The following is a 22,594-nucleotide window of genomic DNA, read 5'->3' on the forward strand; positions in this document are numbered from 1 at the left end:
AACAAGTAGTCCTGACAATATCACCTCAAATGCCAGTAAACAACCCGTGTTTGTGTTTTTAAAAAGATTTTGATACTTTAGTGCGGAAACCAGCCTAACCAACTGTGAGCAAGGGGATATACTTTAACTGATGAAGAGCAGCCAATATAATGAAAGGGAAATCATTGCCCGCATAGCCAAAGGTGATKAATCTGCATTCGCTGTCTTTTTCCGTCATCATTACCAGAAAATTTATGAAGTAGGACTAATGCTGACGCAAACGGAATCCATTGCGGAAGAGTTGGTGCAGGATGTATTMCTGAAAGTATGGAAACAACAGGCACAGTTGCCGGATATCCTGGATATCCAGGCCTGGTTGTTTATCATTGTCCGCAATGATGCCTACAAAGCGTTACGGCGCAGCACAAGGCTAAAAGTGATCCTGGATACCATTGAGTGGCCACAGCCAGTTTCCAACGAAACCGATGAACAAATTATTTACCGCAACTACCACGAGCTGGTGAACAAAGCCGTGGGGCAATTACCTGCGCGACAGCAAACCGCCTGGCGTTTAAGCAGGGAAGAGGGCTTGAAGCGGGAAGAAATAGCTGCCAGAATGCAGATCCGGCCGGATACGGTGAAAGAACATTTGTCGCTGGCCATTAAAAACATCCGCAGCTTTCTGGAATCTCATGATGCTTTCCTGATTGGAGCAGAGCTGATCTTTATTTCCAGCCTGCAATGCCTCAATTAAAAAAATATTTTTCCGGATACCCCCCACCCGTTCTCCGAGCTGGATCTTTATGATAGGAACGCGTACCACCACTATTACGCTTCTTTACAGCTTATATGGACCAAAATCGACTGGAATATTTATTTAACAGGTATGCTGCAGGTCAGGCTACGCCCGAAGAGCTCCGGGAATTTGCCGCACTGGTACAGCAACCGGAACACGAAACCACCTTAAAAACGGGAATAGACCAACTGCTCCGCACCACCAGCGGAACAGCCACCATGTCTGAGAAAGCCATACAGGCTACTTTACAGCATATCACTGGTAAACCGGCCACTTCACGGGTCGTTCGTTATCTGCGACGTCACTGGTGGGCCGCGGCTGCCGCGCTTTTATTACTGGGCAGCAGTACTTACCTGGTTACCAGGCCACGCCACGAGGTAATGACGCCATTGGCCGACAAAGCACCCGGCGGTAGTAAAGCCGTGCTGACCCTTGCCGATGGTAGCACGGTAACCCTTGATAGCAGCGGTCAACAGGTGATTAGTCAGCAACAAACAGCTATCCGTCAATCCGGCGGACAACTGCAGTATTCCGTGCAATCGCCGGGCACTGATAACAGCTACAATACGCTGACCACCCCACGCGGAGGACAGTTCCGGGTCATCCTGCCCGATGGTACCGCCGTATGGTTGAATACCGCTTCCTCCCTGCGTTATCCTACTGCCTTTAATGGCGCCAGCAGGACGGTAGAGTTACAGGGAGAAGCCTATTTTGAGGTGGCGGCCAACACCACACAGCCGTTCAAAGTAAAAACAACCGCACAGGAAATTCACGTGCTGGGTACCAGTTTTAACATCAACGCCTATACGAATGAAGGATATACGGTGACCACACTTGTTACCGGACGGGTGAAAGTGAACACACCCGGAAAAGACGCCGGCATCGTTCTGGAGCCGGGACAACAAGCCATCGCGGCAAACAGCGGAAATTCGCAGCTCACCACTGCTCACGCTATTGCACCTGACGTAATCGCCTGGAAAGACGGACTATTCCTGTTCGACAATGCCGATCTCGAAACCGTGATGCGTTGCCTGGAACGCTGGTACGATGTAGCCATCAAGTATGAAGCGAAGCCTGATGTACACTACACGGGGCAAATCGCCAGAAACGAGCCGTTGTCCAAAGTAATACGTATGCTCGAACAAACCAGCCAGGCCCGTTTCAGGCTTGTCAGAGCCGGGCAGGGACATCCCGCAAAAGATATGATCATCATACTGGAATAAAAAATGGCAGGGAGGGCCATACCATGATATTTAATTAATACAAACCGCGAATTAAACAACCACCATTAAAAAACCGGAAACGTTGACGCGTTCCCGGTGCATGCAGGATCTTCCATGCCTGACACAGGCTCGTATTCCATCGCCAGGCAGGATCATGATTTTTACAAACCATCATCGTAAAATCCAAACGACACGAAGATATGAGAGAAAACTTATTCTCCAAAGGGGATTTATTACCCTATTGTATACCAATATCATCAACCAAAATTCCGGCAGATCCCACCACCAGCTTGTCTGTCCGGAACCGATTAAAAAAAGCAATCATCATCATGAAACTTACAGGAATGTTGTTGCTAGCGCTTTGCCTGCAAGTAAGCGCCCGGGTATATTCCCAGAAAGTGACGCTAACGGAGCGGAATGCCTCCGTACAACAACTATTTAGCAGCATTCGCCAACAAACCGGTTACCTGTTTCTGTACAGTAACGAAACGCTGAAAAATACACATGCCGTTTCTGCTCAACTAACAGACGTGCCGCTAAAAGAAGCGCTGGACCGTATCACCGGCAACCAGCCAATTACCTACAGCATAGAGGGAAATAATACCATCCTGATCAAGCCAAGAGAGGTAATCGTTACAGCAGCACCGGCTATACTGTATCTCAGTGGTACCGTGACGGACGCCAAAGGCGTGCCACTCATTGGCGTAACCGTGAAAGTAAAAGGAACCTCTAATGGTGCTATTACCAATGAACAGGGTATGTGGTCACTTCGGGCAGCAGACAATGCCGCCCTGCTCACTTTTTCGTTTATTGGTTACAGTAGTCATGAAGAAGCTATCAATGGCAGAACTACTATCAATGTAGTCCTCAAACAGGAAGACAAAAACATGAGCGAAGTAGTAGTAACCGGCTACCAGAAAATAGAACGCCGCACGCTCACCTCGTCCATCACGTCTCTTAAAACCGAAAACCTGAAGACCATCAACCAGCCGAACATCGACAAGCTATTGCAGGGACAGGTACCAGGCATGGTAGTGATGAGTACTTCCGGCGCTCCCGGCGCCATGCCGCAGATCCGTATCCGTGGTACTTCTACCCTGAGTGGGAACACACAACCACTGTGGGTAGTAGACGGGATCATTCTCGATGATCCTATCAGCGCTTCGGTAGACGATATCATGACCAACCGTAACCTCATCGCCTCCGGTATTGGTGGCATCAACGTAGAAGATATTGAGTCTATCAACGTGCTGAAAGACGCCGCAGCTACTGCGATCTACGGTACCAAAGCGGCCAATGGGGTCATCGTGCTGACCTCTAAAAAAGGTACTGCCGGCAAAACCCGCATTAACTTCAGCAGCTTTGCTACCGTTGGTATGCGCCCCCGCATAGAAGACGCATATATGATGAACTCTAAAGAGAGAATGGGCGTAAACCTGGAGATGGTACAACGCAGTGTATTGCATGCTACCTCACCTCATGCCGGCGATTATGGCACTGCTACCGACTTTGAACGTGCACTGGTAGATGTACACGATCATAAAATCAGCTGGTCCGACTTTGAACAAAAGGCAAACCAACTGGAGCAGGTAAATACCGACTGGTTCCAATATCTCTTCCGTAACTCCTTCACCCATCGCCAAAACCTGAACATCTCCGGAGGTAACGAGAAAACAACTTTTTATCTCTCCGGTAGCTACATGGATGAACAAGCCACCGCACTCCAAACAGGGATGAAAACATATACCGGCTCATTGAAAGTATACACCAAAGTACATCCTACCCTACGTGTAGGCGGTATGCTGGACGTTACCCGCCGCGACAACGGCAGTTTCTTTGCCACAGATTCCCGCGAGAACCCTTTCGAATGGGCGATATACACTACCCGTGCGCAAAATGCATACGATCCCAATGGCCAATATAACTACCTCTATTACGAAGGTCTTAAATACAACTTTATGGAAAACCGCAACTACGGCTGGCGGAATTCCCAAAACTTTGGCATCCGCGGTACCGTAGACCTGGAGTGGAAACCAATCAATCCACTCATCTTCAGCAGCCTATTTTCTTTTGCCAATCAGAACACCACTGATGAAGATATCGCTACAGAAAACAGCTATTTTGTACGCAGCAGGCAACGGGACTACATCACTGTTATTGATTATAAAGGAGTACAGTTGTGGAAAGACGGCGGCTATCGCAAGGGCCGGAACAATAACAACAAGTCCCTTACCCTCCGCAACCAGGTGGCCTTTATGCCAGTGCTGAATGCCAACCATCGTTTCGATGTGATGGCCGGCCAGGAAATACGTACCTCCAAATATGAAGATGAAACCACTGAAATATATGGCTATGTACACGATCGTGGCCGCCAGCAAATGTTACAGCTAGGCGTACTGCAGCAACAGGGCCGCCCTTACTGGTCGGAAAACCTGAACCAGACAGCAGCTGTTTCCTATTTCGGTAGCACCGGTTACACCTTCAAAAATCGTTATACCGTTAGTTTCAACGCCCGCACGGATGGTTCCAACCGCTTCGGTCTTCGTACCAACCAGCTGTTCCAGCCACTTTGGGCCGTTGGCGCCAACTACCAAATGAAAGAAGAGCAATTCTTCGCTAACAAAGATTGGTTGAGCTACCTCACCCTCCGCGCTTCGTATGGTAGCCAGGGTAACGTAGCCTCCCAGGCCTATTCCGACCTGGTAGCCACCATCGGCAAACCCGATCTTGCCAACACCGACAACTACCTGGTGATTAACGCACCCAAAAACCCTAATCTGAAATGGGAAAAAAACTACACTACCAACCTCGCATTGGAAATAGGTTTGTGGAAACGCCGTGTGATGGCAACATTTGAATGGTATAGCAAAAAGGGTGTAGATCTGCTCGGCAGCAAACAGGTATCACAGGTGTCTGGTTTCAATACCCTGCAGGTAAACTGGGCTTCCATGAAAAATACCGGTGTGGAAGTATCTATCAGCACCATTAACATCGATACAAAAAATTTCCGTTGGTCTACCAACATCAATGCTGGTTATAACAAAAACGAAGTACTGGATGTATACTCTCGCCCTGCGGTTGATGGTATGACCAATGCACAACGTTCCGACTTCGCGTCATCTGCAGTAGTGGGCAAACCAATTAACGGTTTATGGTCTTATCAATATGCCGGATTAAACAAAGACGGTCGCGCTACTTTTTACACAGCCAAACCGGGTGAAAAGGTGTCCAATGGTATGCGTAATATCGCTGGCCTGGTATACTCTGGTACTACGATGCCTGTTGTGCAGGGAGGTTTTACCAATACATTTACCTATAAAAAGTTCACGCTGTCGGCATTGTTTATCGGCAGTTTCGGTAACGTGATCCGTTTGCGGAATCTTACCAGTGGTACGCTGTTCAATTATCCGGAACCCACCCAGAACCTCTCTGCAGAATGGGTAAACCGCTGGCAGCAACCCGGCGACGAAACAAAAACCAATATCCCCAGGCTGGAATCAGAACCCGTTATTTCAGGATTAACAGATTTATCACCTTACAATGGCACCATGTATAATAACAGTGATCTGCGCACCGTGAAAGGAGATTTTGTTCGTTTGCAAAACCTTTCCCTTAGCTACGACCTGTATAATGCACGCCTACGCAAAGCCGGCATTCAAAACTTACGTTTCATGCTACAAGGTAACAACCTTCATGTGTGGAAGAACAGCGAGCTAAAAGGCCAGGACCCTGAAGCAACCGGCTCAGTGATGAAGTACAGCGCGACCAACTCCGCTAACGTGTCTTTTGGTAATACCTATCTGCCGTTGCCTCGCTCCTATTCCTTCACCTTTTCCTTACAGTTTTAAAACAGTACTATCATGAAATTTAAATACCTGACACGGCTGCTATTGTTCTCACTGGTTTTTGCCAGTTGTAACAAAATGCTGGATATAAAACCTGTCAACAGGATGATGCCGGTAAGCATTGCTGACTACGAATCGGTGTTACTGGGTGGATATCCGCGGACAGATTATTTTATGAAAACAGAGCTGATGACCGACAATGTATACGCCAACCTGAACATTGTTGCCAGCGTCCAGAAAGATTTTGACTTGTGGTTCACCTGGAGTCCGGCCAAACAGTCGGATGCCCTGGAACCAGATCCCTATTGGGGCCAGCTTTATAGCTCTATTTATTATGCCAACACCGTATTGGATAACTTTAGCAGCCGGCAACCCGCCACCAGCGAACAGGAGTTATTTGAAACCGTTAAAGGAGAGGCATATGCCTTGCGGGCCTGGTGTTATTTCTACCTGATAAATTACTATGCAGAATCTTATAGTGCTGCCACGCTGAAAGCAAATGGTGTTCCCATGCCATTGACGGCAAAGGATGTTCATCAAAATACACAAAACAACGTACGGGAGCCACTGGAAAAGGTATATGCCCAGATTTTATCCGACCTTGATCAGGCATCCTCCTTCCTGGCCGGTAAAAAATCCCGTAATAAATTCCGGTTTGATGCCAGCGCAGTAAAAGCATTTCAGTCCCGTGTATATCTTTTCATGGGCGCTTATGACAAAGCGATTGCTGCCGCCACAGATGTGATTGTCAACAAACCACTGTCTGACATGAACAACATGCAGGCACATATCGATGATAAAAAAGACCTGTATGCCTTTAGCGGCAACGTAGGATTTATAGACGGCGGTGATTACAAAAACGAAATATTGTTTTTTACCGGAGGTAGCGCCAATTGGAATATTTACTATCACAGTAACTATATGTTCAGGCCTTCTACAGAGCTGTTTGCGCTGTGTAACCGCCCTTCCGGCGGCAAAGACTATCGCCGTTACGTTTTTGCCACCTTCGCTGACCCCACTACACCCGCAGGAAAACAAAATGGTCCTACACTCTATAATATGTACGCCAAACAGGAAAACCCCTGTTACTATATCGGCCTGAAACTGGGTGAGATTTACACGATACGCGCAGAGGCCTATGCCCGGTTAAAACAGAAAGATAAAGCTATCGACGATCTCAACACCTTGCTATTACGTCGTATCAGAAAAGGTGAATTTGTGCCATTAGTAGCAGCCAACTTCACCGACGAAACTGCGCTGACCCGCGTACTGGAAGAGCGTCGTGTGGAAACGGCTTTCGAAGGAGGATTACGTTGGATGGATCTGAGAAGAAATGGTAAACCTGCACTTTCTCATGTCTATAAAAACGGGCAGGTCTATGAGTTGAAGAATAATGATAACCGTTACCTGCTGCAGATACCACTCTCTGAAATCATCAACAGCCCGGATATTCCAGTAAACCCATGATCACCATTAAAACAAAAGCACACATGAAACCAATATATGTTTCCCTACTTGCTTTGGCAGCATGCTGTATGGGATGTTCCAAAGAAGCACAACCGGAAATGACACCCGACATCGGCATTGAAAAGCAGTTTACACCACCTGCCGATAGTCCTGCTGAAATAAAGGATATGTACAATCACTATGGTGTGTGGGTACGCATGGACTTCAAAGACTGGAAAGAAGTCACCAACGGCGTATTGGCAACAGACCCCAATAACCGCTGGGGCGCCACCAAAGTAGATACCGATCAACGCGCTGCCATTACCATGTATTCACAGGCACTACTGTCAAACGTAACTGACCAATTCGCCAAAAAGTTTTTCCCGCTCGAGTTTTTCTTTGTAAAAACCTATGGCGGCAGCTTTTGGATGGAAGATCTTAAAATACTCGGTCGCAGCCGGCTGATCATCACCTGGCCCAATCAGCTATATGGCACTTTGCCTGTCACTGATCCGGTAAACCATTACTATAAAGATTCTGTACTCGCCCGCCAAATCTGGGGCAGTATCGGCACCATGATCGCGGCCAGGTTTGATGCGCCCATTACCGAATTTGTACTGGCCGGCAAAGCCTATGATGGCGGCGAAGCCAGAGATAAAGTATTTGATCAATATTTTAAAGACTATGATGAAGTAGCCCGCGACAAAGCTTTTGAGCAAATCGCACTCAATGGCGGTTATATCAGCGCCACTGGCTCCACCTCCTTCGACAACGATTTCTCCGAATGGATAAAGGTGCTGGCTACTGAATCGTACGATAATATCAAAACCCAATACCTGGACAACAGCCCCGCCCGCGCCCGTAAATATGAAGTGATTATTCGCTTCCTTAAGGCCCAGGGTTGGGATATTCAGCCCCGTGGCAACTATTACCGCGAACGATTAAATCATCCATAACAACAACATCAGATAAACCAACGACGACATGAGAACAATTACATTAACAGCCGCCTGCCTGCTGCCTGTACTGGCATTTGCCCAGGAAGCGCCCTACACCATTAATGGTAGCGTAGGCAAAGAAAACAAGTACGAGAAAGCGTACCTGTACAGTAGCAACAGCAAAAGCAGGATCATCGATTCCGTGGCCATCAATAACGGCACGTTTACTTTCACTGGTAAAACAGATATCGCCTCCAGGGCCTTCCTCTTCACCGGCAATACCCTGGCCTCCTCCTATACCGCCAACCGACTGGTGTTTTACCTGGAGAAAGGCAATATCCGTATTCAAAGTGCAGATTCCATCATGAACGCCACCGTGAAAGGCGGCGCCGCCAATACGGTATACCAACAGTATAAAACTGCTGCTGCCGACGTTAATAAACGTTCCGACGCATTAAGCAAAAAATACTATGATACCCCCGTATCAGAAAGACAGGAGGAAGCTTTCAAACAGCAGTACCAGGCCGAAAACAAAGCTATTTCCGCCGCTCAACAGAAAGTGCTGACCACCTTTATCAAAGGGCATCCTAATACCTCTGTCAGTCTTGATGCGCTTACAGAATGGGCCGGTTACGATCCGGAGCCCGAAGTAGCCGAGCCGGTATTTAAACTGCTGTCGCCGGCCATTCGTAACAGCAAATCCGGAGAGCAATTTGCCCATCAGCTGGAAACACAACGCAAAACCGCCATCGGCATCTTAGCACCTGAGTTCACTCAAAACGATACCCTCGGCAATCCCATATCACTGAAAGATTTCCGTGGCAAATATGTATTGGTCGACTTCTGGGCCAGCTGGTGCGGACCATGCCGCGCAGAAAACCCTAACGTAGTAACGGCCTTTCATAAATTCAAAGACAAGAACTTCACCATCCTGGGCGTATCGCTGGATAATGAAAATGGTAAGTCGTTCTGGATGCAGGCTATTCACGATGACAACCTMGCATGGACACAGGTATCTGATCTGAAAGGATGGAAAAACGAAGCGGCGAAGATGTATGGTGTGCAAGGGATTCCGGCTAACTTCCTGATTGGACCGGATGGAAAAATTGTTGCTAAAAATCTTCGTGCAGATGCGCTGGAGAAAAAATTGGCTTCATTGTTAGATTAGTATTTTTAACAGCCGTTTCTTTAAGGAAACGGCTGTTTTGCAAAAACACAAGTTCATCAAAACTGCCCACAGCGATGTATATTGGATTATATTGTAACGGAATCTGGTTCACGTAAAACCACATAAACATCTTTAACCCTTTATTTGTATGWATTACCGCAGCTACTTAAAACGTTACGTTGGGAACAGCCTAATCTATATTCTTTTTGCCCTGTTAATTCCTAATGGCCTGCTTGCGCAAACCGACCCGGCGTTTAAACCCATATCAGCAGATATCATCCAACTTTCGTCTAAGGTGTTGAGGGAAGACCGGAAAGTTTATATTTATGTACCGCCTGCAGATACTTCGCAGCCCGATAAACGTTACCCTGTATTATACGTACTTGACGGGGACAACCATTTTAGCCTGCTGGCAGAATATTGCCGATATCTTAGCCGCCGGGACGTAAATGTTGTGCCCGAAATGATGATAGTCGGTATCCCTAATACAAACCGCACAAGGGATCTTACACCAACCAATAGTATTACTGATTATGACGGAAAGCCTGATACCAGTTCAAACTCCCGGCTTAAGGCAAGCGGCGGCGGTAATAAGTTTTTGCAGTTCATTGGTGATGAACTGATCCCTTATATTGACGCACATTACAAAACACAACCCTTCAAAATTTTTGCAGGACATTCATTTGGTGGTATCACCAGCATTAATTGCCTGTTAACACACCCCGATATGTTTGAGGCTTATATAGCGATAAGTCCCTCCTTTTGGTGGGATAAGGGATATTTACTTAGACTCGCTGATGAAAAGCTAAAAAATGATCGGACTATAAACAAAATGATCTTTTACAGTGATGCCAACGAAGGGCTGTCAGACGGGGATTCTACCTTCCATAAGGCTCTTTTAAAATTCGACACTATCATAACCCAAAGAAAGATAGCAGGGTTAGACCATAAATATGTTTGCTATCCCGAAGACACACATATGACAGAACCCATAAAAGCCTATTATGACGCTTTGCGATTTATTTTTAGACAATGGCACCAATGACAGATATGAAATCATTGAATACTGCTATTGTGAATCAGCAAAGTATCTACAATACTATTTTATAAAATTCAGCTAAAAAATTGATTGACGTATTGTTAGTTCCATCCAGATAGATCAGCGTACATGTGTTTTGATAGCTACCTAAATAAAAAAAACCGCGCCTCGCGCAGGTTTCAAGCTTCTCCAGTGATCTCTTTGAGCGTATCACGTTTGTCCGTAGTTTCTTATCGAATCTACATTTGTGGTGGTAGTCGTTTATTGACAACCATTATGCAAATCTGATTAAGCCCAACAGTTAGTAATCATAAGCAAACGTAAAGAAACTCACGTCACCAATTAAACGATTAGTGTACTTTCAACCATTGGCCAAATTCATACCCTAATACACCTATTTATTAGCTATTGCTACTGCCACCAGTAAGAAAGGGACTACTTTCATAACTGGCTTACCCTTAATTTCAGGCAATTTTGAATTGTGCATTTTTTCTATTTTAGGATGTTGTGAATATAAGTACACCATGGAAATAAATCATTTAATTCATAATTCCGATGTTAAATTTATTTAAGTTTCAAAATGACATATTTAAATAGTATATGGCCATTACATGACTATTATCCTATACCCTGAAAAGTATCATTTTTGAGTAATTTTTGCAGCTAATGTTACACTTTTGAGTATAAGTTAACAATCAGCAGTGCATAAACATTTGTGTAAGAAATTTGGTGATTATTAGCATTGTTCCATTTTTAAACATGCTTTTTTTGCTTTTTTCTAACCAAAAAACCACGATATGAAAAAGCAAAACTCACTCACAAGAGTAACCAGGAAGGTTGCTTTTGGTGCTGCTGCAATTGTTGTACTTGCAGGCGCTACAATTTTAACAAGCTGTAAAAAAGAGGCTAAACCCCAGCCCGAAGTAAATGGTATTGAGCGTCTTTCCAATGCTGAAGTCGCGGCCGCCCAATTCTATCAATCGGGTACACATAACGGCTTCTTTTGGTCACTTTGGAAAAGTGATGGCGCTACCGGCACCGTTAATTATGCAAATGGCCCTGGTGGAAATTACAGCGTTAACTGGAACGGATTTAATGGCAATTTTACGTGTGGCAAAGGCTATTCGGTAGGCTCTACATCTTACAAAATAGGATATAATCTTGGTACTTATTCAAACTCTGGTGGTGGTACTTTCGGCTGGTACGGATGGAGCAGAAACCCTTATTATGAGTATTATGTAAATGAAACATGGGGTGCAGTATCACCGCATACCGGCACTTTTTTAGGGGCATTTGACAGCGATGGCGCAGGCTATAATGTATGGACCCGCTGGGTGACAGGTAAAAATATCGATGGCGGTGATGGCTTCCGACAGATTTATAGCTCCAGAGTTACAAAAGTTACTACCGGACAAAATCGCGTCATCACTTTTGCCAACCACTATAACAAGTGGAGTAGCTTAGGATATACACTTGGTCAGTTAAACATTCCGGCTATTATGGTTTCGGAGACCTGGGGTACCAATACCAACGGCAATATTAACTGTACTATTTGGGCACAATAAACATTGCTTTAAATTAATACCTGCACTAAATACTGCGTGGCTTTCTGCCAGGCAGTATTTAGTGCAGGTATTTCCTATCACTTACCCGGGTTAAGAATGCCTTCTTAATATTATTTAACGATTAGTTATGATAAGATCAATACCTTCTTTTCTTGCATTTTTCATTCTTGCTCTTTCCGCCTGCGATTCACCAAATCATAAAAACATGGAAGGAAATAAAAAATTGCTAATCGGAAAATGGCATAGGATTTCAATGGCAAATGGATATAGCGAATTTGATATTGATTCGCAATACATAATTTTTTATAATCAGAAAGTGGGTCGGTTTGGGCTTCCTTACAAAATAGAAAATGATTCTTTGAAATACCTTACCAATCATTACGCGGCTAAGATTACAGACTACGGCGACTCAGTACTTCTTGAAGGCAACGATAGTACTAAAGCCACTTTATATAGGTTTCAGGAATCGCATGTTCCCTTTAAGACAATTCCTGAAGTAAAAGATTCTTTGTCATTTGCCTCCTACATCGAAGGTTTCGATAAAAGATTAATCCTGGAATTTGAGAAAGCCGGAATAAAAATTTCTGATGGTACGGAAAAGTCTGAGGAGCCTGCGTATCAAGAACTGCTGAAAAAAAGCAATAACAAGTAAAACAATGGGAGGCTGATGGGAAAATTGTGGCGAAGAATCTAAGAGCGAAGGCGTTGGAGAAGAAATTGGCTTCTTTGCTAGACTAGTATTTTTAACAGCCGTTTTCTTTTTTCGGAGACGGCTGTTCTTTTATTTATTCGAACGTAACCCTATCATACTTCCGGTTGTATCTTCTATCAACGCAACTGCGCATTGCCTTCAATAATACATCACCCCACCGGTATCAGGTTCAAACAAGGCCATTCTCCGCGCTTCTCCTATGGACAGCGAATCATATTTAAATGGAATCTTCATACGCCTTAATGAGTCCACCGGGATATTAGCCGGATAGGGAGCAGACAGGCTTAAAGAATGCCGGCCAGACTTGTCTGTGACCTTAAAACTCGTATCTATCAGGAGACTGCCTTTATAGTATGATTTGAAAGCAACAGATGTTCCAGCTTTCATATCCGGATTTAGATAACGTAAATAGTAATGGCGATCCTTCAAAGCATTGGTAGTATCAAATAATACTTCCTTTCCATTAACCAGTACCTGTAACTGTTCATCCCGAAAAATACGGAAAGCATAAAAGGTGAGTGTAGCGGCTTCGCGCGTATCCACGCGATAGTTGGGACGCTGGCAAGCCGTGCATAGTGTCACTATGAATAGTAACACGGTTAGATATCTTAGATAGTTACTTGGGAAAAGCATATAATCTCGCATCATGTCACACACTATACCACTTGTGTTACAGCCATTTCAAAAGCAGTATAAAACTGAGTTAGTTTAACCCGGGCCTGATCTGCTGTCTGGGCCTGATATTCAATATCCGTCAGGTAAGGCGCCAAATACTCTTTTCTGATATCAATGATAGGTTCAAAGTTCAAACCAAGGCATGTCAGATCATGGCGTACTTTTTCCTGCATTACAAAATCAAGATTTCTATTGGGTATAAAAATATGATCTGGCAGCTTATACTCCAGGTATACATTAGGATCAAAAGTTCTTTTATCGGGCTTTAAAATGCCATTGGGCCGCTTTTCACGCTTACCTTTTACATTCACATCTGCATCTATGAGAAAAAAATTATTCCAGTCCCATCCTTTGGTTTTCTTTAATGTTGCATCATAATGGTCCAATTGTCCGGCGAACTGGAATTGTTTGTACGCCCCATCCTTCCAGTTTTCTGGTGCACACTTTGCGGGGTCCTGCATCTTCCTTTCAGAGTAGGCACACAGCCCTTTCTGCGACCATACAAGATTGCCAATTATATCGTAATAATATTTGAAATTTGAAGACGTGTATTTGGGATGAGCTTTGCCTTTAGCCGCCAAGTCATCTAACCACTCTTTGTACTTGGTAGCTAACAATACAGATTTATCAATTTTTCGCATAATTGAATCATTCAGTTTTCCATGCTAACTTTTTAGCCAGTAATTTATAACGTGTGAGTATGTCTTTCGCTTTGGAGGTTTGCAATTTACCTTCCTGTTTCAGTTGATCTAATTGATTCTTTAGCATGGATAGTTCTACCAGAGCCTCCATTCGCATATCTGTACTGGTATCTTTTAAATCAAAAATCTTCTTCAGAATAAGGTCGTAGTCCAGGTATCGCGGATCAACAAAATAATTGTCAACGTGATTCTCGTCTTGGTAGTACAACTCTCTATAAATCTCACCACTATCATTGAATTTCAACTCAACAATCTCCCAAGGCTCAAAATTAGACGCTATAATAGGAGAATGAGTAGAATAAAAAAACTGACAATTCTCAGTTAATGACTGATAATATTTAACTATTTGCCTTTGCAGATCCGGATATAATGAACGTTCTGGCTCGTCAAACAGGATAATCGTATTTTTTGGTTTTAGCAGATATAATGGAAGTGCGCTTAAAATCACCTGCTTGGTTCCCGTGCTCCACACAGAATGTGGAATCTCATTCTTATTGAAGTCTTCAATTTTGATAAATCCGAGATCCTCTTTTTTCTTGATATCCAGTTCTCGTTTTACGCGAACTTTAAAATGGGCCAATAATGGATCTAAACAGTTTTCAGCTACATCTGCAATTGGATTGAATTCATTCTTCTTCCACGCTTCCAGTTTTGTTAATGCTGCTTTAATGGTTTCAAGGTCACTGAAAGACTCTTCAACTGTTTTAGATATTTCCTGCCTGATTTGTAGTTCCTGTTCCTGATATTTTTGAATGGTTTCCAGGAGAAGGTTCCAAACTGCAGAAACATTCTGTATACTAAAATCAATTATATCATCCGTATCAAAGCCAATCCCTTCCGAAGGGTCTATTTCGAAATTTAGGTTTGCAGGAAAATATACTAATTTGCTTGCTGCAAAACCATACCATTCTTTGTCAAAGTAATCGGCCCATGAATCCCAAAGTATGCTTCTTTCCTCGTCTGTTAAGCCATCTTTAGCACTCTTTAATTTAGCAGGAAGTTGCCACTTCCAGTCACTGTCATCCCCTTCTTCCTTAGAAACAAACTCAATATGAAATTCGCACTCATTTTTATGACCAAAAAGCAAAGCCAGTGTTAGTTTCCCATAATAATTCTCAACATCATCAGAAAAAGAATTCGTGTCATAATCAAATAAAAACTTCGGAATCATTTCTAACAAAGTAGTCTTCCCTGTTCCACTTTGCCCGATAAAACATACCTGATCCAGCGGCTCCCCCGCTTTAGGGTGACCAGCAGGATACGTGAGATCAAGCTCTAAATCTTTAAACTGATGAAAATCCTTTATAGAAATCTTACTTACTTTCATTCTTGTATATTCTATCTGTAATATAACAATAAAAGAAGATTATTGTCAGCGATAAATGAAAGATGAAAATATCAATTGAACAAACAATAAAAAAAGGCTTGACAGTATTAACTATCAAGCCTTTTAATCTTCTGTGATCCCCTTGGGACTCGAACCCAAGACCCATACATTAAAAGTGTATTGCTCTACCAACTGAGCTAGGGAATCATTGACCCCGTTTGTTTAACGGAGTGCAAAGATAGTAATTATTCAATTCCTACCAAATTTTGTTGAAATTATTTTTATCATTTCCCTGTAAACACCACCTTGTAGCGGATTACAGCGTCATCTTTTTCTGAAGGATTAAAAATACGCAGCTGATAATACTTGCCCGATGCCCAGTCATTTACACTGTTATCATAAAACGGACTACCAGGATTTCCACTTTGTCCGCCGGGATAGATACCGAATGCTTCTGTTTTATCGGAGAGCTGTACTATCATCCGCCAGGAAGGGCCATGGGTTTGCTTTGTAGCGTTTACAATATGTTGACCACCACCGGTGTTGAGATGTTGTGCACTGAAAGCAGGAATACCACGGGAAAGGTGATTGATATCAGTGCCGCGGGCTTTGCCGAGTTCCAGTTTACCGGCTTTATTCAGTTCTGCCATGTCTTTTACGGTGGCTACGAAGGCGCCGTGCATCAACTGCGACAATGTTTCCTTTTCTGGTGTGTTGATGTTATCGATAAAATGAAAAGCGGTATCATGTAGCAGCAGCTGCAGCGTGGTGATAGATTGCGGATAGGCGAGAATAGTGGTGTCTTTAGGCTTCAGCTCATCCTGCCAGATGGTATCTTCCAGGCGGCTCCAGAATTCGTTGAAGATGGTAGCTGCTTTGCTGTCCGGGGTGGCCATGAAATCCCAGGAGGAGAGCAGTTGCCAGTACGGTTGTTCCTGTGCGGTGAGTGAGGCGCTGTCGATATGCTGTTTGATCATGGGTAGTGCGGCGGCGGCAAAAAGATTTTTATCATCATTTTGCAGGTGCTGCATATCCAGGGTGGTGATAGCATTCATGGCAGTGAGCCGTTCGTTGATGCGTGCGCCGCGATACAGGTCATACTCTCCGTACAATGCGTAGGGATAAGTGCTGTCGGTGGCGCGTTGATTGGCGGAGCTGACGAAACCGCGGGCAGGATTCTTGATATGTGGCAGCTCTTCATGCGGGATAAATCCTTGCCAGGCGTAGCTGCTGTCGGTGCCGGGCATGATCCATTTGCCCTGATCTTTCCAGCGTAATGGATATTGACCATTGTGCCAGATGGCGATATCGCCGGCCTTATCGGCGAATACGAAGTTCTGGGCAGGACAGGTATACGTAGCCAATGCGGCGGCGTAATCGTCGTAATTACGGGCTTTATTGAGCTTATTGAACGTAGCCAGTTCATTGGAGGGGTCCAGGGCCTTCCAGCGCATAGCCAGGAAGGTTTCGCGGGAAGTTTTGTCGGGGAAGGTGTTATCAAAGATCACGGGGCCGAATACGGTATACGCCACGGTGTCGTGTATGGTGGCGCCTCCGCGTACTTTGATGTCTTCTACACGCAGGTCGGCTTTGCGATAGCTGCCATTGTAGAGATATTCGCTGATGCCGTTGCGGAACTGCATGCGGTAATAATCTTTCACATCTTCTTCTCCGTTGGTAACGCCCCAGGCGATATGGTCGTTGAAGCCAATGATGACGCCAGGCGCGCCGGGTAAAGAGGCGCCATACACGTTCATATCGGGTGTATGTATTTGTATTTCGTACCAGAGTGAGGGCAATGATAATCCCAGGTGAGGATCACTGCATAGGATAGGTGCACCGGAGCGGGTTTTGCTGCCTGCAACGGCCCAGTTGTTACTGCCATTGGCCGGATCTGGTTTATCCATTTTAAATTTCATGAAGGCGGCATCGGCGGCCTGAATGCTGTCGGGCGGCGCAGTGGCTTTGGCGGAGGCTTTAGCAAATGTGGTGCCTTTGGGAATAATCGGGTCGGTGGCTTCATGAAAATCCGGGTAGAGGAGGTTGAAATCCTCCATGGAAAAGAGGCGGCGGGCATTGGTAAACTCGAGGTCGTTGCAGAAGCCTGCCAGGTCATGTGCCATGTATTTCAGCAGCAGTGCGGATTTGATCACATCCCACTGTTCTGGTTTATAGTCCAGGATTTTATATTCTACGGGATAGGTAGCGGGTGAGAGTGTGGCAATGTAGGCGTTAATACCGGCAGCATAGCTGGTGACAGCTGTTTTGGTGGCCGGATCTGCCATCATCTCTTTCACGGTGCCTTCTGCGGCGTATACCATGCCGAGGCGCCGTTGTCTGCGATCATACTGGATCAGCTTAGGGCCGAGTATTTCGGATAAGCGACCTGCGGCCGCCATGGTTTGCAGTTCCATTTGCCAGAGACGATCACGGGCGGTAACATATCCTTGCACATAGTAAGCATCCGCTTCATTTTCCGCGAATATATGCGGCACCATACGGTCATCGTACCATACTTCTGTTTTGCCGGTGAGTCCGGGTAATACCAGTTGTTCACGGGGGAATTCACCAATAGGTTCGGCATTTTGCCAGAAGCCGGTCTGCGGACTTAACAGCTTGCCCAGTGGTGGTATTTGTCCCAGTTTGTGACTGAAAGCATAAGTGAGTGATAATGTAACAGCGGCGGTAACAATTGCGGGAATGAGTCTCATATTACAAATCGGATGTAATATGTAAAATACATCAAATTTGATTCATAACCGCCTATGCCGTTAATACTTTTATCAACTCATTTACTTCTGCCGTCGTATTAAAACTATGCAGTACAATCCGCAGTCGTTCAGCTCCTTTAGGCACTGTAGGATGCAGAATAGGACGCACATCCAGCCCTGCCTGCTGCAGTGTGGCGGCGATCTGCCGCGTACGTTCATTACCGCGGATCAACACCGCCTGTATGGGTGTGGTGCTGGGCAATAGCTCCATTCCCTGTAATCCTGTTTGAAACTGACGAATCAAGTGTTGTAATTGTGCCCTTTCTGCCTCCATATAAGGGAAAGCAGCATAACCTGCCTCAATAGCGGCCAGTGCGGCCGGTGGAAGTGCGGTGGTATAGATAAACGACCGGGAGAAGTTGATCAGATAATCACGTAAAAGCTGCGAACCCAGTACCACGGCGCCATGACAACCAAGCGCTTTTCCGAAAGTATGTATGCGGGCAAAGCAGGCCTCAGTTAATTGCAGTTGTTGCACCAGCCCTTCTCCCCTGTTGCCAATAACGCCCGTGGCATGGGCCTCATCCACCATCAGGTGAGCGCCATATTGGCTACAAAGGGCGGCCATGGCGGTGATCGGCGCCAGGTCGCCGTCCATGGAATACACGGATTCTACAGCGACAAACACATTCCCGGTGGCATTTTTAATTTTCTTCTCCAGATCTGCGATATCATTATGCAAAAAAGAAAACGACTGTGCCGCGGATAACCGCACGCCATCGCGGATGGAGGCGTGTATTAACTGATCATAAATAATCGTATCTCCTTTTCTGCCAACACAGGAAAACACGCCGATATTGGCATCATAACCGGAATTGTACAATAATCCGGCGGGGGCCTGATGAAAATCCGCCAGGTCTTTTTCTACAGACATCACCCACTCATAATTTCCTGCCAGCAAACGCGATCCGGTGCTGCCATGCGCTGGATGCCGTTCTTCCATCAACCGGTGAATATCGGCGCGGACAGCGGCATTCCGGGTCAGACCGAGGTAGTCATTGGAACAAAAATCCACGTTACCTGCGGACAGGCGCAGCTCACGAAACGACTGCTGCACGCGGCGTTCATCCAGCAATGGTGTTAAAAAAGAGGCATCATCCTTACGCATAGATCTGCTTTTAGCGATGCACAATTTAAACTTTGCCGTTATCTTCGCAAAAAAGCGACCCGCTAACAGCTATTTCAAATGAGCAAAGTATCTATACTCGGACTAAAATTACCTACTGACCCACGATGGGTAAATCTGGCGGCTATTTCACTGCAGGACATTCTTACAGATCACGCCTATTGTGAACAAAAAGCTGCCTCTTCTGCCATTTCCCTGATCCAGCGCAACCCGGAAAGAACCCGGATGGTAGAGGAACTGGCGCCTATTGTTACGGAAGAATGGGGCCATTTCCGGCAGGTACTGGCAGAAATGAAAAAACGCGGCTTATCACTGGGCCGCCAGCGGAAAGATGACTACGTGAATGCACTGATGGAACGCCGCGTTAAAGGAGGTCACGCAGACGATAGCTTCCTGGACGCCCTCTTAATATTTGCCCTCATCGAAGCCCGCAGCTGCGAACGTTTCCGTTTGTTGAGTGAAGGTTTGGAAGATGAATACATGAGAGAGTTCTACCGCAAATTCATGATCTCGGAAGCGGGGCACTACCGACTCTTTATCGATCTCGCCAACGAATATTTCCCCGAAGAAAAAGTAAGAAACCGCTGGCAGGAATGGCTGAAAATGGAAGCAGATATCCTGGAGAATATTGAAGTACGCGGAGATAGAATGCACTGATAATTCTGAGCATAAAGCATAAAGCTGAAAGCAAAAAGCCATTGAAGCAAATGATCAAAGCGAGTAACCATTGCGGATATTATCCGCTTTGATCATTTGCTTCAATGGCTTTTTGCTTTCAGCTTTATGCTTTATGCTCAAAAGTTAAATCCCATATTTACGTAGAACTTCAGCCTCGCTGGCTGATCACTGTACATCACAGTTGCTTCAATAGGCCCCAAGCGGCTACTATAGCCTGCTCCCAGCCCATAGCCGGTCAGGTATTTATAACGGTTGCCTCCCGTTAACTCACCATCATACACAGCAGTACCTACTCTCGGAATCGCAAATAAATTACGGATAAATTCATATTGCCACGCTACCTGTACTGCTGCTATTTTCGGAGTAATCACTTCTCCTTCGTACAACCCTACAAAAGGCACCTGATTACGCATCACATTATTCATCCCTCCCACTACATAGCCGTTTACAACAGACTCTTTATAATGCAGATTGTAGCCGATGTTACCATCCAGCTCCAGCGCAGATTTACGCCCCATCGGAATATAATACTTCATATTCAGTACAAACCGCTGGTAGTCATCGAAGCGAACGCCTAAGCTATCCAATGGTAACTCCTGACCTCCAGAACTGAGTTTAATACCTGAATGCTGATTATAAACATACCCGGCCTCAAAATCCAGCTGCAAGCCCTTGGTAGGGTAAATTTTCTGATTCAGGGAATTAATGCCAAACGAAATATAGGTATTCAGCTGATTAGTGCTGCCACGTATATCTGTGAAATTGGAATACTGCGGTTTAAATTTAATATACTCCCAGCGGGTACCTGCACCAATAGACATGTCCCGGTTGATCATATATTGCAGATCCATATTCGCATTAGCGTATTTGCTGCGGTACGGCTGCAGCCGCGCGAACTCATCATCATAGAAGGTGAGACCATTATTCTCGTAATAGGTACTTAGTCCAAATCCAAAATCACGGCTACGTCCCAGATATTTGAAATATTGGGCTTCCAGTCGCGGATTTTCACTGATGGCCACTCTTACAAAAGAACGGGAGTTGGGCACAATAAAATTCCGTTGCGTCAGGTTCACAATGGCATTGGCGCCGGTCAGCGTATTATAGTTCAGGGCTACCTTCACATAAGTAAGCGGATTCTCTTCTACTGTAATATCCATGCGGCTTCTCCCATATCCCTCTGGCACCAGGTTGTAGGTAATCAGTTTATAAAAACGGGTGCCATATACATTCAGAATAGCATTTCTCAGTTGGGCAGCTGTATAACAGCCACCGGGCTTGAGGTGCAGCCGTTGTAGAAAAAATTTCTGATCGGAGTGTACCAATCCGCTTACATGAATGCTGCTCAAATCTATATCTGCCGCGAAAGGTAAGCGCTCGGCCACAAAGGATTCCTGGGGATACAAGGCATTGAGTGAATCGGCCAGATGCTTAAAAACCGGATATAACTCGTGTCCTTTTCGCTTCCCGGCTTCAATGATAGAATCTACACTTCCGAAGCTGGCAGCGGAGTAATTCTCCAGTTCTTTATTTATGGGAATATAAATATCACATTTTTTGATCGCTTTTTTAAAGTCATCCGCATCTTTATAAAACCCAAGCTGGTAAAGGATATCAAAGGGTGTCACCAATTGATCTTCTTTGCGCAAACCACCGCTTACATTGGCTCCTATCACAATATCGGCACCCATATCTTTGGCAGTGATCACGGGAAAGTTGCGTACCACGCCCCCATCTACCAGTTTGCGATTACCGATTTTAACGGCGGTAAAAATGGACGGGATGGCCATGCTGGCACGAAGGCTCGTTACAATTTCTCCGCTGTCGAGCGTTACTATTTCACCGGTGGCTACGTCGGTGGCAATACATTTAAAAGGGATGCTGAAGTCTTCGAATCTTTTTATATCTTTTACCGGCCAGCAAAGTTTTGCTAACTCTAACCACAACGCCTCTCCGGAGATAACACCGGAAGCCAGTTTAGGCTTGCCATATTCAAAAGGAATTTCTATAATATACCGGGCGTATTCTCTTTTTTCTTCGTAAGAAATATCATTGAGTACGGGTTGGTTGGTAAACAAACTATTCCAGTTGAGTTTGCGGGCGGCGGTTTCAATTTGTTTACCGGAATATCCCATGGCATAGAGGCCGCCGATAATACTGCCCATGCTGGTACCGGTAAGTAGATCTACTTTGAGTCCGGCGCTGTCAATGGCTTCGAGGATACCAATATGTGCCAGGCCGCGGGCGCCACCGCCGCTAAGCGTTACGCCTACTTTTGGTCTGCTACTGATAGTTTGCTGAGCCTCCACAGTATAGTGGCAAAGGATAGTAGCTAACAGACCTAAACATATTGCCTTGCTGATGTAAACGGATAGTCCCTGCTTCATGGTAAATTATTGGCCCTTAATTAAAGATAAGGCATTATCGACATTAAAGATGGGGCAACACCATAGTTTTTTACCCTAACATTTGTTCCCGACACAAATATTCATTATCTTATTCCCCTTTAATACAAAAGACATCTCTAACAGTCTATCATCCAAAAGCTAATAACAAAAAAGTAAGACTAAAAGCTTATAGCTAAAGGCTAGCAGCTACAATTAAC

At 45.2% G+C, this 22,594-nt stretch carries 16 protein-coding genes and 1 tRNA gene; 10 read left to right on the forward strand and 7 right to left on the reverse strand.

Features of this window, described 5'->3' with window-relative positions:
• Positions 1-130: 130 nt before the first annotated feature.
• The 9 genes from AC1DFM_RS23225 to AC1DFM_RS23265 all read left to right on the forward strand — a co-directional run bounded on the left by AC1DFM_RS23225 (position 131) and on the right by AC1DFM_RS23265 (position 12,651).
• Positions 131-733, forward strand: coding sequence for an RNA polymerase sigma factor (locus AC1DFM_RS23225; RefSeq protein ID WP_477079151.1), 603 nt, complete (start codon positions 131-133; stop codon positions 731-733).
• Between the two features lie 95 nt (positions 734-828).
• Positions 829-1,998: a FecR family protein gene (locus AC1DFM_RS23230; RefSeq protein ID WP_477079152.1), complete on the forward strand. Its 1,170-nt coding sequence runs from the start codon at positions 829-831 to the stop codon at positions 1,996-1,998.
• A 329-nt stretch (positions 1,999-2,327) separates the two neighbouring features.
• Positions 2,328-5,846: a SusC/RagA family TonB-linked outer membrane protein gene (locus tag AC1DFM_RS23235; protein WP_477079153.1), complete on the forward strand. Its 3,519-nt coding sequence runs from the start codon at positions 2,328-2,330 to the stop codon at positions 5,844-5,846.
• Positions 5,847-5,858: 12 nt separating this feature from the next.
• Positions 5,859-7,310, forward strand: coding sequence for a RagB/SusD family nutrient uptake outer membrane protein (locus AC1DFM_RS23240; RefSeq protein WP_477079154.1), 1,452 nt, complete (start codon positions 5,859-5,861; stop codon positions 7,308-7,310).
• A gap of 23 nt (positions 7,311-7,333) precedes the next feature.
• The gene (locus AC1DFM_RS23245) at positions 7,334-8,245 is read left to right on the forward strand and encodes a hypothetical protein (protein ID WP_477079155.1); all 912 of its coding nucleotides are present in this window, start codon (positions 7,334-7,336) and stop codon (positions 8,243-8,245) included.
• 28 nt (positions 8,246-8,273) lie between these two features.
• The gene (locus tag AC1DFM_RS23250) at positions 8,274-9,395 is read left to right on the forward strand and encodes a redoxin domain-containing protein (RefSeq protein WP_477079156.1); all 1,122 of its coding nucleotides are present in this window, start codon (positions 8,274-8,276) and stop codon (positions 9,393-9,395) included.
• 148 nt (positions 9,396-9,543) lie between these two features.
• Complete coding sequence (locus AC1DFM_RS23255) at positions 9,544-10,440, forward strand: alpha/beta hydrolase (RefSeq protein ID WP_477079157.1); 897 nt, start codon at positions 9,544-9,546, stop codon at positions 10,438-10,440.
• 791 nt (positions 10,441-11,231) lie between these two features.
• A complete protein-coding gene (locus AC1DFM_RS23260; RefSeq protein ID WP_477079158.1) occupies positions 11,232-11,999 on the forward strand; it encodes a glycoside hydrolase family 11 protein in 768 nt (255 codons plus the stop codon).
• A 127-nt stretch (positions 12,000-12,126) separates the two neighbouring features.
• On the forward strand, positions 12,127-12,651 hold the full coding sequence (locus AC1DFM_RS23265) for a hypothetical protein (protein WP_477079159.1): 525 nt from the start codon (positions 12,127-12,129) through the stop codon (positions 12,649-12,651).
• Between the two features lie 198 nt (positions 12,652-12,849).
• On the opposite strand, the gene AC1DFM_RS23270 is transcribed toward AC1DFM_RS23265, so the two are convergent.
• The 6 genes from AC1DFM_RS23270 to AC1DFM_RS23295 all read right to left on the reverse strand — a co-directional run bounded on the left by AC1DFM_RS23270 (position 12,850) and on the right by AC1DFM_RS23295 (position 19,293).
• Positions 12,850-13,308, reverse strand: coding sequence for a hypothetical protein (locus tag AC1DFM_RS23270; protein ID WP_477079160.1), 459 nt, complete (start codon positions 13,306-13,308; stop codon positions 12,850-12,852).
• A 59-nt stretch (positions 13,309-13,367) separates the two neighbouring features.
• Positions 13,368-14,027, reverse strand: coding sequence for a hypothetical protein (locus AC1DFM_RS23275; protein ID WP_477079161.1), 660 nt, complete (start codon positions 14,025-14,027; stop codon positions 13,368-13,370).
• A gap of 7 nt (positions 14,028-14,034) precedes the next feature.
• Entirely contained in the window at positions 14,035-15,414 is a 1,380-nt protein-coding gene (locus tag AC1DFM_RS23280; RefSeq protein WP_477079162.1) for an AAA family ATPase, read from the reverse strand.
• A gap of 134 nt (positions 15,415-15,548) precedes the next feature.
• A tRNA-Lys gene (locus AC1DFM_RS23285) sits at positions 15,549-15,621 on the reverse strand.
• A 77-nt stretch (positions 15,622-15,698) separates the two neighbouring features.
• The gene (locus AC1DFM_RS23290) at positions 15,699-18,125 is read right to left on the reverse strand and encodes a penicillin acylase family protein (protein WP_477079163.1); all 2,427 of its coding nucleotides are present in this window, start codon (positions 18,123-18,125) and stop codon (positions 15,699-15,701) included.
• Between the two features lie 52 nt (positions 18,126-18,177).
• Positions 18,178-19,293, reverse strand: coding sequence for an aminotransferase class I/II-fold pyridoxal phosphate-dependent enzyme (locus AC1DFM_RS23295; protein WP_477079164.1), 1,116 nt, complete (start codon positions 19,291-19,293; stop codon positions 18,178-18,180).
• Positions 19,294-19,371: 78 nt separating this feature from the next.
• Here AC1DFM_RS23295 and AC1DFM_RS23300 point away from each other — a divergent pair, with 78 nt between their 5' ends.
• Positions 19,372-19,968 (forward strand): MiaE family protein, encoded by a 597-nt coding sequence (locus tag AC1DFM_RS23300; RefSeq protein WP_291919000.1) that lies wholly within the window; start codon positions 19,372-19,374, stop codon positions 19,966-19,968.
• Between the two features lie 137 nt (positions 19,969-20,105).
• Here AC1DFM_RS23300 and AC1DFM_RS23305 read toward each other — a convergent pair whose 3' ends face one another.
• The gene (locus AC1DFM_RS23305) at positions 20,106-22,376 is read right to left on the reverse strand and encodes a patatin-like phospholipase family protein (RefSeq protein ID WP_477079165.1); all 2,271 of its coding nucleotides are present in this window, start codon (positions 22,374-22,376) and stop codon (positions 20,106-20,108) included.
• Between the last annotated feature and the right edge of the window lie 218 nt (positions 22,377-22,594).

The sequence above is a fragment of the Chitinophaga sp. 05T412 genome, assembly GCF_056396465.1.